Annotated in this window: 13 protein-coding genes and 1 pseudogene; 7 read left to right on the top strand and 7 right to left on the bottom strand. The window is 56.2% G+C overall.

What is annotated here, in order from left to right; all coding sequences use genetic code 11:
• Positions 1-21 precede the first annotated feature (21 nt).
• From B2P82_RS04600 to B2P82_RS04580, 5 genes are all read left to right on the top strand, one after another.
• Entirely contained in the window at positions 22-312 is a 291-nt protein-coding gene (locus B2P82_RS04600; protein ID WP_290495460.1) for a hypothetical protein, read from the top strand.
• Positions 313-406: 94 nt separating this feature from the next.
• Positions 407-1,084, top strand: a complete 678-nt coding sequence (locus B2P82_RS04595) for a hypothetical protein (RefSeq protein ID WP_290495459.1) — start codon at positions 407-409, stop codon at positions 1,082-1,084.
• Positions 1,085-1,680: 596 nt separating this feature from the next.
• Positions 1,681-3,402 carry a tetratricopeptide repeat protein gene (locus tag B2P82_RS04590; RefSeq protein ID WP_290495457.1) on the top strand — a complete coding sequence of 574 codons (1,722 nt, stop codon included), beginning with the start codon at positions 1,681-1,683 and terminating at the stop codon, positions 3,400-3,402.
• Positions 3,403-3,506: 104 nt separating this feature from the next.
• Entirely contained in the window at positions 3,507-3,959 is a 453-nt protein-coding gene (locus B2P82_RS04585) for a hypothetical protein (RefSeq protein WP_290495455.1), read from the top strand.
• 384 nt (positions 3,960-4,343) lie between these two features.
• A complete protein-coding gene (locus tag B2P82_RS04580; RefSeq protein ID WP_290495453.1) occupies positions 4,344-5,696 on the top strand; it encodes an MFS transporter in 1,353 nt (450 codons plus the stop codon).
• Positions 5,697-5,781: 85 nt separating this feature from the next.
• Here the strand turns inward: B2P82_RS04580 and B2P82_RS16950 are convergent.
• The 6 genes and pseudogenes from B2P82_RS16950 to B2P82_RS04555 all read right to left on the bottom strand — a co-directional run bounded on the left by B2P82_RS16950 (position 5,782) and on the right by B2P82_RS04555 (position 9,400).
• Positions 5,782-6,490 (bottom strand): annotated as a pseudogene (locus B2P82_RS16950) (IS6 family transposase).
• A 73-nt stretch (positions 6,491-6,563) separates the two neighbouring features.
• Positions 6,564-6,827 carry a MoaD/ThiS family protein gene (locus B2P82_RS17025; RefSeq protein WP_290944795.1) on the bottom strand — a complete coding sequence of 88 codons (264 nt, stop codon included), beginning with the start codon at positions 6,825-6,827 and terminating at the stop codon, positions 6,564-6,566.
• Between the two features lie 2 nt (positions 6,828-6,829).
• On the bottom strand, positions 6,830-7,873 hold the full coding sequence (gene moaA / locus B2P82_RS04570) for a GTP 3',8-cyclase MoaA (protein ID WP_349679727.1): 1,044 nt from the start codon (positions 7,871-7,873) through the stop codon (positions 6,830-6,832).
• Between the two features lie 11 nt (positions 7,874-7,884).
• Complete coding sequence (moaC, locus tag B2P82_RS04565) at positions 7,885-8,379, bottom strand: cyclic pyranopterin monophosphate synthase MoaC (RefSeq protein ID WP_290495450.1); 495 nt, start codon at positions 8,377-8,379, stop codon at positions 7,885-7,887.
• Positions 8,380-8,383: 4 nt separating this feature from the next.
• Positions 8,384-8,944 (bottom strand): molybdenum cofactor biosynthesis protein B, encoded by a 561-nt coding sequence (gene moaB / locus B2P82_RS04560; protein WP_349679723.1) that lies wholly within the window; start codon positions 8,942-8,944, stop codon positions 8,384-8,386.
• Between the two features lie 6 nt (positions 8,945-8,950).
• Complete coding sequence (locus B2P82_RS04555; RefSeq protein ID WP_290480749.1) at positions 8,951-9,400, bottom strand: molybdenum cofactor biosynthesis protein MoaE; 450 nt, start codon at positions 9,398-9,400, stop codon at positions 8,951-8,953.
• A gap of 94 nt (positions 9,401-9,494) precedes the next feature.
• Between B2P82_RS04555 and B2P82_RS04550 the strand changes: the two genes are divergently transcribed.
• Positions 9,495-10,250: a sulfite exporter TauE/SafE family protein gene (locus B2P82_RS04550; protein WP_290495449.1), complete on the top strand. Its 756-nt coding sequence runs from the start codon at positions 9,495-9,497 to the stop codon at positions 10,248-10,250.
• 9 nt (positions 10,251-10,259) lie between these two features.
• A complete protein-coding gene (locus B2P82_RS04545; RefSeq protein WP_290495447.1) occupies positions 10,260-11,450 on the top strand; it encodes a molybdopterin molybdotransferase MoeA in 1,191 nt (396 codons plus the stop codon).
• 30 nt (positions 11,451-11,480) lie between these two features.
• Here B2P82_RS04545 and mobA read toward each other — a convergent pair whose 3' ends face one another.
• A complete protein-coding gene (mobA, locus tag B2P82_RS04540; protein ID WP_290495445.1) occupies positions 11,481-12,095 on the bottom strand; it encodes a molybdenum cofactor guanylyltransferase in 615 nt (204 codons plus the stop codon).
• Positions 12,096-12,336 lie beyond the last annotated feature (241 nt).

The raw sequence follows: 12,336 nt of genomic DNA, 5'->3' as shown, positions 1-12,336 counted from the left end.
TCCGGCGAGAAGGTCAGCGGCATGCTCTCCATCCTTGGCGCAGACAGCGTCACGCGCCTTGCTGAAACTGATACCGAACGCGCCGCAACGGTCTGGCTCGCTATTGGCATTGTGCAGAATGTTTTGGGCGGGGGCACCGAGTTTGTCGGCGGCGTCTGGATCACGCTGGTCAGCCTGGCCGGACTGCGGCGTCGCGGTTTGCCAAGAGCGTTGAACCTGTTCGGCGTTTTCATCGGGCTTGCCGGAATCGTGACGATCTATCCAGATTTCGAACCCCTCAACGCCGTTTCAGGGCTCAGCCAGATCGTCTGATTTGTTTGTGTGGGTGTCGTGATGCTGGCCCGCAGGTCACCTGAGCTGATGCCCTCAGCGACCTGAGTGCCCGATATTATCAGGATGAAACAACATGTCTCAACTTCCACTCATGGGGTTGGCACATCTGTTGATGGGCACACTGGCCGTCATCTCTGGTGCGGGAGCATTGCCGGTCGCAAAGGGGCTCCGTCTGCACAGGGTGGCCGGAAACCTGTTCTTTGGCGCAATGCTCCTCCTGATCGCAAGTGGCCTCTATTTCAGCGTCACGCGATCCATTCTCTTCACTATTTTCCTGAGCGTGATGGCCTTCTATTTGCTCTTGAGTGGCTGGGCGACCGTGATACGCCGCGAAGGTAAAACGGAGCGGTTTGAGCTAGCGAATTGTCTTTTCATTCTCCTTGCAGGCGCGTTCGCACTCGGAATGGGCCTGACCGAAACAATCCGCGGGGCTCCGTTACAGGACGATGTTCCCTCCGCCGCCTTTTTCATCCTGGCCGCGCTCGCGGGGCTGTTTGGGGCGTATGATGTTGCTGTGATCCGGCGCGGTGGCTGTACTGGTAAGCATCGGATTGCGCGCCATCTCTGGCGGATGTGTCTGTCTCTGTTCATCGCCGTGACGATCTTCTTTCTCGGTAACAATGACGTACTGCCGGAAGTCCTGCGCACACCATTCTTTCTCACCGCCCCAATTGTCGCCGTTCTGGCACTGATGGTGTTTTGGCTGGTGCGCGTGATTTTCACTAATTGGTACAGAACTCCTTCCCAATAGATACGCCGTTCGGAGGCCTGTCCGTACCTGTCTCAGCTGGGCGCGTTGATGTTACGGGGCGAATGACGCTGGAAGACGTCATTGGGTTTATATTGCCGGCCAACAACAAAGGGCCAATGACACTTGTGTTCCGATGTCCTCTTTCGCATCCTCAGCGGTCGTTGAATGATTGGAAACGACATTTTGGTTGCTGGGAGAAGGCCCGGTCGGTAAGCTCTACATAACCGAAAATATTGGGAGAACGGGGTTTGCCGCTAATTGAAGACCTCGAGTTCCAACTCCACGTTTCGCTATTTGGTTCATTTCAAGTCGCAACACCATCCGAAACACCAATCGACATTTCCAACCGGCGCGCGCGTACCATTCTCGCTATGCTGAGTATAAATCCAGGGCAAAGCTTAAGCCGGGACTTGGTCAGCAAGCTAATATGGGCGGGCCGCTTCAAGCCTCAGGCGCGCGCCAGTCTGCGACAATGCCTGCACGATCTCAAACGCGAATTTCAAGGCTCGGGTTGGGAAATTCTGGAGATCTCTAACACTCAGCTCGCGGTCAAATCACATTTGATCCACACCGACCTTCAATCGCTGGAAACAGCCTTGAAAGAGAGAGATGATGTCCTTGCAACACAGCTTCTGCTTGAGCTATCCGGAAAGCCTCTGCTCGCGAATTTCGATTTGGGAGACGACCTGACTCAATGGCTCGCAATCCAGCGTGGTCAGATCGAAAACCGACTTCGGATTTCTACACAGCGCCTGTTGTCGGCGCTGAGAGCGAGCGGGCTAGACGAGCGTCATGAAGCTCTAGAACAAGCCTGGCACGGTTGGAGTGGCATATCTCGACTACGTCAGCGTAGAGGACTTGCAATCCTGCCCTTCAAGCAGATTGACGAAGTAGGTGGCGATCTGTTTCTCGCAGATGCGGCGGTTGAGGAACTCTCGTCACGTCTTGGCGGATTGAACGGACTGGCGCTTGCCGGACAAACATCTGTGGAGGCGGTGGCTGGATCATCACTAACGCTTCCAGAGATGGCCGAGAAGCTTGGCGTGACACACTTCATTGAAGGCGCGGTCCATCGATCCACAGGTTCAGTCAAGCTCTCCATACGACTGATAGAGGGGGCTTCCGGCAAACAGATATGGTTCGATCAGATCGTTGAGTCCGAAACATACTTTTTCGACCAGCGTAAGTTAATCGGCGAAAATGCCATTGCGGGCTTAAGCCATGCCATGGGTCTTGAGCGAAATTCGCGGCCGGTACGGACGATGACGCGCAGCCGTGAGGCTTATGCGCTGTATCTGCAGGGGCGAACATTGACCCAGCGGGTAACACTGGAAGGGGGATTGCTAAAAGCTGTCGAGCTGCTTGAGCAAGCCTTGGAGATTGACTCGGAGTTTGCTGAATGCTGGACGGCCCTCGGCGAAGCGTTCATTCATGTCGCTGTCTATACGCCCTGTCTCGAGCGCGTTGCGCTATCAGAAAAAGCGGCATCTTGCGCGCGGCGCGCTTTGGATCTCGATCCCAATCAAGGCTACGCCTACGCGATACTCAGTATCCATGAATGGACGTGCTTTAATCCCGCTGGGGCGCTGGAATACGCATTGGAAGCCTATAGGCTGGAACCCCACAATGCCGATGTGACCCTGAGACTGGGATCCAGCCTATTGTATCTCGGACGCACAAGAGAGGCCTTGCCCTATATCGAAGCAGCGATTGAACAGGATCCCGTCTATGGCCGGAACTATGTCATGCTTTGTGTCGCACACTTAAATGTTGGAAATCTTGAGGCGGCCATGCGTGCAGGACAACGGATGGCAGATCTCGGGATTCCAGGTTTCTATCTCGGGGTCGCTCAAGCTGCTGCCGGCAATCACGAAACCGCTGTCAAAACTTATTTTGAGACACGGCGTTATGTCGGAACACTCATTATGTCGCCACCTGGCGCGGCCGAAATCTCAGACGAAGCGCGCGATTTCTATTTGAAAACCGCCGCGAAAGGCATTTGCAGCGGCAATGAAGAGGCCCGCCAGACCTATTGCAAACTGATTGACATGCTGCACCAAACCTTGCTCGACCCCTACGATCAAACCGTCGCTTGGCCAGCGGTCTGGATGGGGCATTCTGACTTGGTGATGAAGGTATATCGTGAACAGATTCACCCTGCCAATATGCCGGGGCTGATGAGCCTCTGGACCGACATCGACCCCATCGGCCGTACGCTTCAGCACCCGGATTTCATGGCGTTTGCTGAAGACATTGGCATGGTTGAGGCGTGGGAAAAATATGGTTGGCCGGATCTTATCCCCTCAGACCCGCGCTAAGTCCCAGGCGAATTAACGCTTTTTTGACGCCACCTCGAATTGACCGTGTTGGCACAAGAGCACCATCCTCCGCGTACCCAAAAAGGGAATTACGGAGAGAAACCATGAAACGAATTTTCAGCTTGCTACTGATCGCATTTTCAATCGGACTCACACCTGCGCAGGCCCAACTAGAGCCATTCACTGATTATGAGATCAGCGACGCGGTCTGGGAAATCGGAACTATCAAGGTGAAGACCAATGCGGGCGATCACTATCTCGAGGGTCTGAAGGCGACCTGGGTTCGGGGCGCGGAAATCAGTAAAGAGCTCGGCTATATTGAGGACTATTCCATCTATTCGAGCATTACGCCTGAGAGCGGTGATTTTAATCTGCTGCTTGTCACAAAGTATGCCAGTCTTGCCGATATGACTCCATCGAAAGAGAAGTATGAGGCAATCATGGACGCGCTCGGCCAGGAGCAAGCTGATGCGGATTCAAAGCGGGCGCTTGAGACCTATCCAGAATTGCGCGAAATCACCGGCAGCTACATCGTGCATGAGATCGACCTTAAATAAAGCCGGCATTTAACAGTGCGGAATTCTTTCACGGCACCCCGTTTCCTGGTCAAACCTCGATATGTGGGGTGTCGTATTTACTTCTCAGTATGGTCCGCACCCGTCATGGTCACATAATCTATCGACCGATTTGACACTATTTTGACGCTTGCATTGCTTGACGGTGGTCGCCGTGACCCTGCACAGTTTACTCGGATTACATTAATAAAAACAGTGTGCTGCATGGCTTATCGGACCTCCGACCGAGAGGCTTGGCGTAGCTGTGTCGACCGGAGACTTCTGGATGCCCCCCTAATTTTACTGGCAACAGAGGTCTCCGGCAAAGGCGATAAGCAGGCTTGGCTCCCGGTTATCCACAACCCTGTTTGAGTGAGGCACTTTGATATGACGGATAACGCGAATATCGCTCTAAAAGCCGGAACCTCTAAGCTGCCAGCTTATACCGAAAACGCACGTTTGCGCTTTGCGACCGGTACTTTACTTTATCTGGCGCAAGGCTTGGCCCAGGGGTTATTCTTCGTCGCAATTCCGAGTTGGCTTGCCGTGAACGGACAGCCCGTTGGGGCGATCGGGTCGTTTATCGCAGCAATCTCATTACCCTGGAGTCTCAAGTTTTTTATTGGCGCCGTTGTCGACCGGTATGCCTTTCTGCCGATGGGCCGTCGGCGCGCATGGCTCGTTGGCGCGCAGGCCTGCTTGATCATTTCGCTCATCGCCTTCGCCATTCGGAGCCCTTTACCGAGTGAGCTGGCGACGATCATCATTTTTGGCGCGGTCTTGTCGGCCATGACGGCCGTTCAGGACGTGGCGCTGGACGCGATGATCATCGACCTGACTCCCAAGAATGAACTCGGAAAGATCAATGCTTTCATGCTGGGCGGAAAGTCTGTGGGCATGGCTGGCGGCGCGGCATTGGTTGGGTATTTCCTTGAGTATCAGAGCTTTCCGATTGCGATGATCGCAACCGCCTGCCTGTTCTCGATCCCCGCATTCGCCGCCATCCTGATCCGGGAACGCCCGGGTGAAAAACTCTTTCCATGGAATGAGGGCCAGACGTCGGTCCAGAGCCGCGATGCCAAACCAGACGCCTGGTGGCCTGTGTTGCGCGAAACGTTCCGCGTCTTGCTTCGGCGTGACCCGCTCTTGATCATTGGTCTCTGCGTTTTCTACGGCGTGCATCAAGGCATAATCGAAGCGACGCTGCCGGCATTCGCAGCCCAGGAAATGCAGTGGGGAGAGACGCGATATTCGTCCTTGGCGGGGATTGGATATCTGATCTCCAGTGCCGGTTTATTGTTGGTTGGGGGCTGGGTAACCGACAAAATCGGGCCAGCCACACTCGGATATTGGACATCGGGTATCGTGGCCGGTGTCATCGCCATATTCATCTTTGTGGCACTCGCTTCGACAACCGACTTGTTTTTTTCAAGCTGGTACCTGTTTTACACCCTGATCGTTTTCGGGTTTTACCTCTGCATGGTGACACTGGGCATGCGCGTGTGTGAAGAGCACGTGGCGGCCACCTCATATGCTTTAATGATGGGATCAATGGCGCTCGGCATGATGCTCGGTGCGGGCAGCGCCGGTCTTCTAGACCAGATCGGTGGTTATGCAGCCCTGCTGACGGCGGCAATCGTTACAATACTTTTGTCAGCCGCCATGGGTTTGGGGCTTAGCCCGGCTACCGGCGGGCCCGTCCGAGCCCCAGGCTTAGTCTCGGAACCGCCGCCAAGATGAGAATCGGCCGCATCGCTCAGCATGTTCGCGCGGATGCTGTCAGTCTAATGCGAACCAGTCTCCACAATTCGCGGACGAGCAGGTGCTAGGCAACAAGGAGGTCGCGCCACTCGCGAAGCGCGGTGTCTCGTTTCTGTTTGAACAGGGTTCTGGTGTTGTCGTGCCTTTCAAAGTTGAAGTGATTGTGCACTGACGAAGAAACTGAGACGAACTTCTGCAGACTTCGCATCCGCCTGAGCCGGGACATCGCCCGCTCTCGCCTGCGGAAGGATAGGTGTGAAATTTATGCGCGTTTATTCAGATGGCGACCAGTTTCTTGGCGCGCCTCACTTCTGATGACCTTCATCGCGGCCCGATTAGACGGCCATCTACGAGTCACAATAATTCGTGGATTCCCATGTCGCTTCATTGCTTTTTTGAGGAAACCTCAACGCAGCAGCCTTATGGCGCTTCTTCGCGACAAACGATTCCAAGACTTCGCTTTCATGATCCACGGCTCGCCAGAGGTAGTGGTGTAAGCCGCGAATCTCGACGAAGACGTCGTCCAGGTGCCACCGCCATTGGAGGCTTCTTCGCATCGACTCTGAGCGCCGCCTCCAGATCTTGTGTGCGAGCAATGTGCCGAACCGATCAACCCAGAGCCTCAGGCTTTCGTAGCTGACATCTATCCCTCCCTCGCTTGTGGACAAGGTCCTCGACATTTTGGAGCGACAGCGGAAATCAGACGTACATCAACACGCAAGCTGGATGATCTCAGGCGAGGCTTTAAAGTAGCGACACGGGTTCTTGGCCATTTCCTCAGGGTAAACACCAGGATTGGTCGCCTCCAGATGTTTGCCCTGACAACACCTTCTTGAGGCCATGCAGTCATCCCCCACTCATTGGAGGGATGAAGGCGACCTCATCCTCACTTGAAATTCGGAGCGTTGCCGCTGCGGGATGAATCTCATGATTCACACAGATTCGATTTTGCTGTTCGGAGAGCACCGCGGCAAGGTCAGGACGCGTTTGACATATGTGCGCAATAAACCTGGTTGCAGGCAAGTCTCCATCGAATTCGGGCATTGGCCATTCGTTGGCGCCCGCCAGATCCGACAGCTTTCCGAAAAACAGGATTTTTCCTTTCGCCACGCCTAGCCTCCCGTAACAGACATAGTGCGTTGTGTGGCGGGCTGGTCTATGCGCTCTGCATCGAAATTATGGCGCTCAGGCTTTTGGCGCAATGCCTGATCCAATACGTCGTGGAACACTGATCCATCCGGCTCTGCACGCAGGGCACCGCGCAGATCTACCCCGGCCTCGTATCCAAGACAGGTATACAACATACCCGTGCAGGTAACGCGCACACGATTGCACGTCCCGCAGAAATTGTGGCTGAGCGGTGAAATGAATCCCAATCGGCCGCCTGTTTCGGCAATTCGTACGTACCGCGAAGGTCCACCAGTCGAATAGACCAACGGCTCCAGGCTCCAGCGCTTAGCCAACGTCTCACGTACTGTAAGAAGCGAAAGGTAGTGGTCTTCACGAGCGGCCACACCTTCGCCCAATGGCATGGTCTCAATCAGGGAGACATCAAAGGCCTGACGATGAGCCCATTCGACTATTTCGGGGATCTCGTCTTCGTTGATGTTTCGCAAGGCCACAGTGTTGATCTTGATCTTCAATCCGACATCACGGGCCTTCGCGATCCCCCGCATGACCGTCTCGAACTGGTCTTTCCTCGTGACCCTTTGAAACATCTTCGGCGACAGCGTGTCCAGAGACACATTGATGCGCTCAATACCCAGACGTTTCAAATCCGCTGCATAGTGTTCGAGGCGCGTCCCGTTCGTGGTCAAGGAAATCTCTTTCAGACCGGTCGTGCCGAGTCTGCGCGAAAGATGTTCCAGCAATTGCATGACATCTCGGCGCACAAGGGGCTCTCCACCCGTGATCCTCAGTTTCGTGATGCCTCGCGCGATAAACCCATCAACCAGCCTGGCCAATTCCTCAAAACTGAGAATGTCCGTCTTCGGCAGAAACCGCATACGCTCCGGCATGCAATAGGTGCATCGTAAGTCACACCGGTCCGTGACCGAGAGCCGAAGATAGCTGACCCGCCGCCCTGCCCCATCGATGAGCGCGGAACGCGGTGGTGCTTGGCCTGATGCGTCAACCTCCGCCTCACCGGGCCCGATAAGACGAACCTTCAAGCCGAATCCTCAGCCGGCGACGCGGAGTAGTCACCCGAACTGCCCCCGGTTTTACTCAGTAGTCGGATGGAACAAACCTCCATGTCCTTCTGCACAGCCTTCAGCATGTCGTAGAGCGTGAGACAAGCGACACTCACCGCCGTCAGTGCTTCCATTTCCACGCCCGTCCGGCCAGAAGTGCGCACCTCTGCCACCACTCGAAGGCCATTTTCATTGGGCGTAATGTCGACATTCACCCGTGACAAGGGAAGCGGGTGACAGAGCGGGATCAATTCGGCGGTCCGTTTCGCGGCCATGATCCCCGCCAGAATGCCGGTCGTGATCGCATCCCCCTTTTTCGACGTTCCACCCAATGCGAGATCCCGCGTTGCGGCGGACATGCGAACTACGCCTTCAGCCATCGCGACCCGCGCGCTGACATCCTTCGCGGATACGTCGACCATCTGTGGTCGTCCCTGGGAATCGAGATGTGTCAGTCCCTCTCCGCTCATGACGTCATCTCTCTTTCAAGCGGGGCATCAGCTCGACCATGTTGCAAGGGGCGTGGCGACTGTCCAATTGCCACCGGATCACCTTGTCCCAGCCGTCCCGGCAAGCGCCATTCGACCCGGGCAGGCAGAAGATGAATGTGCCATTCGACACGCCAGCACAGGCGCGAGACTGTAATGTGGACAGGCCGACGCTCTGATAGCTCACCATGTGCCAGACGACGGCAAATCCTTCGATCTGCTTCTCGAACAACGGCATCAGAGCTTCCGGCGTGACGTCCCGGCCCGTCAACCCGGTTCCTCCCGTCGAGATCACGACGTCGATGTCCGACGCGTCGATCCACGTCCGGACTGTCGCGGAAATGATTTCCTTGTCGTCCGTGACCAGCGTCCGGGCTGCCAGTATATGACCTGCCTCTTCTACGCGCGCTGAGAGAATAGCACCTGACGTATCAGACGATTCATCGCGCGAATCCGAAACGGTCAGCAGGGCGATACGAACGGGCTTGAAGGCGGGCTCCATCACTATTTTGCCCCCGGGCGCTGGCAGTTCCGGCTTATCGGTCATACGGGATCAACTTTCTTTGTTCCACGCAGCTGCGGCCGCATGATCGCTCGATCTGGGCTCGATCCAGGTCTCTCCGTCGGGACCGATCTGCTTTTTCCAAAAGGGAGCACTTGTCTTCAGATAATCCATAAGAAAGTCGACAGCTTCGAAGGCAGGTTTCCTGTGTTTTGCCAGAACCGCTACCAGTACAATCGCTTCTGAAGGCAATATTCGACCAACACGATGAATTATCAGGCAGTCTAGCACATCGAACCGAGCCCGGGCCATTCGTTCGAACCGGGCGATCTCCGCTTCGGTCACGGCAGGATAATGCTGAAGTTCGAGCGCCGTGACGTTCCCATGCTCGCTTCGAACATACCCTTCGAAACTGGCCAGCGCCCCATAATCCGGAGAGCTCAGGCGATATGCCTGAAGTTCGGACTCTATGTCCAACGGAGCGCTTTGAATACGGATCACGCTGGAATTCCTCGAACAATCCTGACAACCCGGACAACCTAGCGCGGGATAGCCGCATGTTTACATCCCTTTTTTCAGGAGGCACCAAGATACGATGATCTGGCTTACGCTCGGCTTCGCGCTTGTGGCACTTCTCTATTCGAGCGTTGGGTTCGGCGGCGGCTCGACGTATACGGCCCTGCTGGTGATCTCGGGCGTGCCCGTAATGCAGGTGCCGATTGTCTCCCTCTGCTGCAACATCCTCGTGTCCAGCCTGGGGGCGGCGAAATGCTGGAAGGCTGGCCTGTATCCAAACTCTCGCGTCCTCCCGATCCTGGCCATGTCTGTGCCGGCGGCCTTCCTGGGCGGACTGACACCTATCCCCGAACGCGCACTCGTCCTGCTACTGGGCGGCGCCCTGCTTGCTGCGGGCATCCAACTGGCATGGACAAGCTTCATGCGCACGTCCCCTGAGACATTGAGCACGTCGCGCCTGCCAAAACTCGCGGCCCCTTTAATAGGCGCAGGGATTGGCTATGTGTCAGGCCTTGTCGGGATTGGCGGCGGCATCTTTCTGGCACCGATCCTCCATCTCGTCAGATGGGCCCCTCCACGAACCATAGCTGCCTTGTCCAGTGCCTATATCGCGGCCAACTCTGTTGCGGCACTGGTCGGAAAGTCACTGTCATTGCAGACTGGCAGAATGACGATCGATCTCTGGGATTTCTGGCCCCTCCTCATCGCTGTCGCCTTCGGCAGCTGGCTGGGACACAAACTCCTTCTCGGCATGTTCCCCGAGCGTTGGGTGAAAGCAATCACTGCACTGCTCGTGTTGATCGTGGCCTTCCGCCTTCTGACCAGTCATGTATAGACCGATCCCATGATTACCAGACAGGAAGCCTTGGCGCATATCGGCAGTGTGCCAGCCATCCAGGAAACGGAAACGCTTCCATTGGAGGAGTGTGTCGGTCGAATATTGGCGGAAGGTGTGGCGGCGAGACTGACCCATCCGCCCGCAGCCATGTCTGCCATGGATGGCTACGCCGTGCGATTCGCAGAAGCGCTCAGCGATAGGCCTCTGGCATTGATTGGAGACGCCGCCGCAGGCACGCCCTTTGATGGCATTGTCGCTCCCGGCCAATGTGTGCGGGTCTTCACCGGCTCGGTTATCCCACGCGGATGTGACCATGTCATCATTCAGGAAGATGTCCGACGGCAGGACACCACAGTCTGGATCAATGTGCCCCAGGCATCGCCGCGCAACATCCGGCAAGCGGGGATCGATTTTCACGCAGGGCAAGTGCTTCTTGAAGCAGGAACCCGGATCAGGCCAGCTCACCTCTCTATTTGTGCGGCCGCCAATCATGCATCCATGATTGTGTATCGTCGCCCACGTGCGGCATTACTTACCAATGGCGACGAATTGAAACCTCCCGGCTCCGACCTGCAACCCGGCCAGATCATATCCTCCAACGAATATGCACTGATGGCGTTGATCCGCGACTGGGGAGCAGAGGCCATCAATCTCGGTACAGCAAGGGATGACCCATCCGATATCAGACGCCGCGTAGAAGACGCGGGTAACCCGGATGTGTTTGTCCCAATCGGCGGCGCGTCCGTGGGCGATTATGACCACATGAAGGATGTTTTCGGGCATCTCGGCTTTGACCCCATCTTCACCAAGATCGCCATAAAGCCCGGAAAGCCGACCTGGCATTCCAGACGAGATCATCAATACGTTCTGGGACTACCGGGAAACCCGGCCTCGGCTCTTGTTTGCGCCCATCTCTTTCTGAGGCCCCTGATGAATGCCCTTCAAGGCCAACCAGCCGACGCCCAATGGATGCAGGCGCCTCTCGTAGCGTCCTTACCGGCAAACGGAGCGCGAGAGGCCTTCCTGAGAGGGACGCTGGCCCGCACCAAGAATGAGGCGCCCAGTATCACGCCCGCCAGCAACCAGGACAGCTCTCTGCTCACGCCCTTTATCGAGACGAACTTCCTGATTCACCGCCCCTCTGACGCGCCGGCCCTGGCGGCTGGAGATATGGTGGAAGGTGTCTGGCTGGCCTGATCGATTGATCAAACCCGTCAGAGAGGCAGGCTAAGACCGTTCCAACAAGGCCGCTACAGCTTCAGCGCGCTGAATATCCTCCGGCGTATTTATATTCAGGAACGCCTCATCTTCGGCCTGAAACCGGACTTTGACTGCCCCAACATGATCGGCGATTGCGTGGAGCGCCAATTTGCCCTGCTTGACACAAGAGCGGACATCTGGCGCGAGCGCACATGACCAAAGGCCAAATGTCGGCTGTAGACGAAACTCCGTTTCGACCAGGGCGGCGCGTGCGTTACCGCGGCCAGTGGACAATTGTGCGAATAGGTCCACCGGGAAGAACGGGGCATCAATCGGAACGGTCAGCAGTAAGCTCTCTGGTCCTTTCTCTCGCAGACAATGCTCCAATGCTGCGAGAAGCCCCCCCGCCGGGCCGATAGGCTCACCGTTCGGCTGGAAATCTTGCACGAAAACCAGCCCCGGAACAGCCTCCGACCACTCCGGCGCGGTAGGACCCGTGACCACCACCTGGTCGACCATGGGGGTGACCCGGTGGGTGGCGCGCTTCCAGAGGGGACTTCCGGAAAATTCGATCAACGCTTTTTCAACGCCGCCGAGCCTGCGTCCTGCGCCTCCCGCGAACAGGCACCCCATGACCGTCATTCAAAGATCCTTTCCCCGTGACAGCAGCGCAAATCGCTACATCTTCCCGACCTGCCCAGAATGACTGAATTTCTGGCAGACCTCAATCATCCCGCCCAGAGACTGATCTGAATTGGCGGAAGTTTTTTGTCACTCCTTGATCCCGTTGCACAGTTCGGTGGCCCGGGGCAAAAACTAGCCAGCTTTGAATGGTCAAAGTCTTCGCGCCCGAAGCTGGGCGCAAATCTTCGGTGAAGAAGTT

This window comes from Hyphomonas sp. UBA4494, assembly GCF_002388935.1.
GTDB lineage: Bacteria > Pseudomonadota > Alphaproteobacteria > Caulobacterales > Hyphomonadaceae > Hyphomonas.
This window is presented reverse-complemented; position numbering and strand designations above follow the sequence as displayed.

Coding starts and splice junctions, on each gene's coding strand:
- B2P82_RS04545 (WP_290495447.1), top strand. CDS start 10,260: ATGATTACCAGACAGGAAGCCTTGGCGCATATCGGCAGTGTGCCAGCC.
- B2P82_RS04585 (WP_290495455.1), top strand. CDS start 3,507: ATGAAACGAATTTTCAGCTTGCTACTGATCGCATTTTCAATCGGACTC.
- B2P82_RS04580 (WP_290495453.1), top strand. CDS start 4,344: ATGACGGATAACGCGAATATCGCTCTAAAAGCCGGAACCTCTAAGCTG.
- B2P82_RS04550 (WP_290495449.1), top strand. CDS start 9,495: ATGATCTGGCTTACGCTCGGCTTCGCGCTTGTGGCACTTCTCTATTCG.
- mobA (WP_290495445.1), bottom strand. CDS start 12,095: ATGACGGTCATGGGGTGCCTGTTCGCGGGAGGCGCAGGACGCAGGCTC.
- B2P82_RS04600 (WP_290495460.1), top strand. CDS start 22: ATGCTCTCCATCCTTGGCGCAGACAGCGTCACGCGCCTTGCTGAAACT.
- B2P82_RS04595 (WP_290495459.1), top strand. CDS start 407: ATGTCTCAACTTCCACTCATGGGGTTGGCACATCTGTTGATGGGCACA.
- moaB (WP_349679723.1), bottom strand. CDS start 8,944: ATGACCGATAAGCCGGAACTGCCAGCGCCCGGGGGCAAAATAGTGATG.
- moaC (WP_290495450.1), bottom strand. CDS start 8,379: ATGAGCGGAGAGGGACTGACACATCTCGATTCCCAGGGACGACCACAG.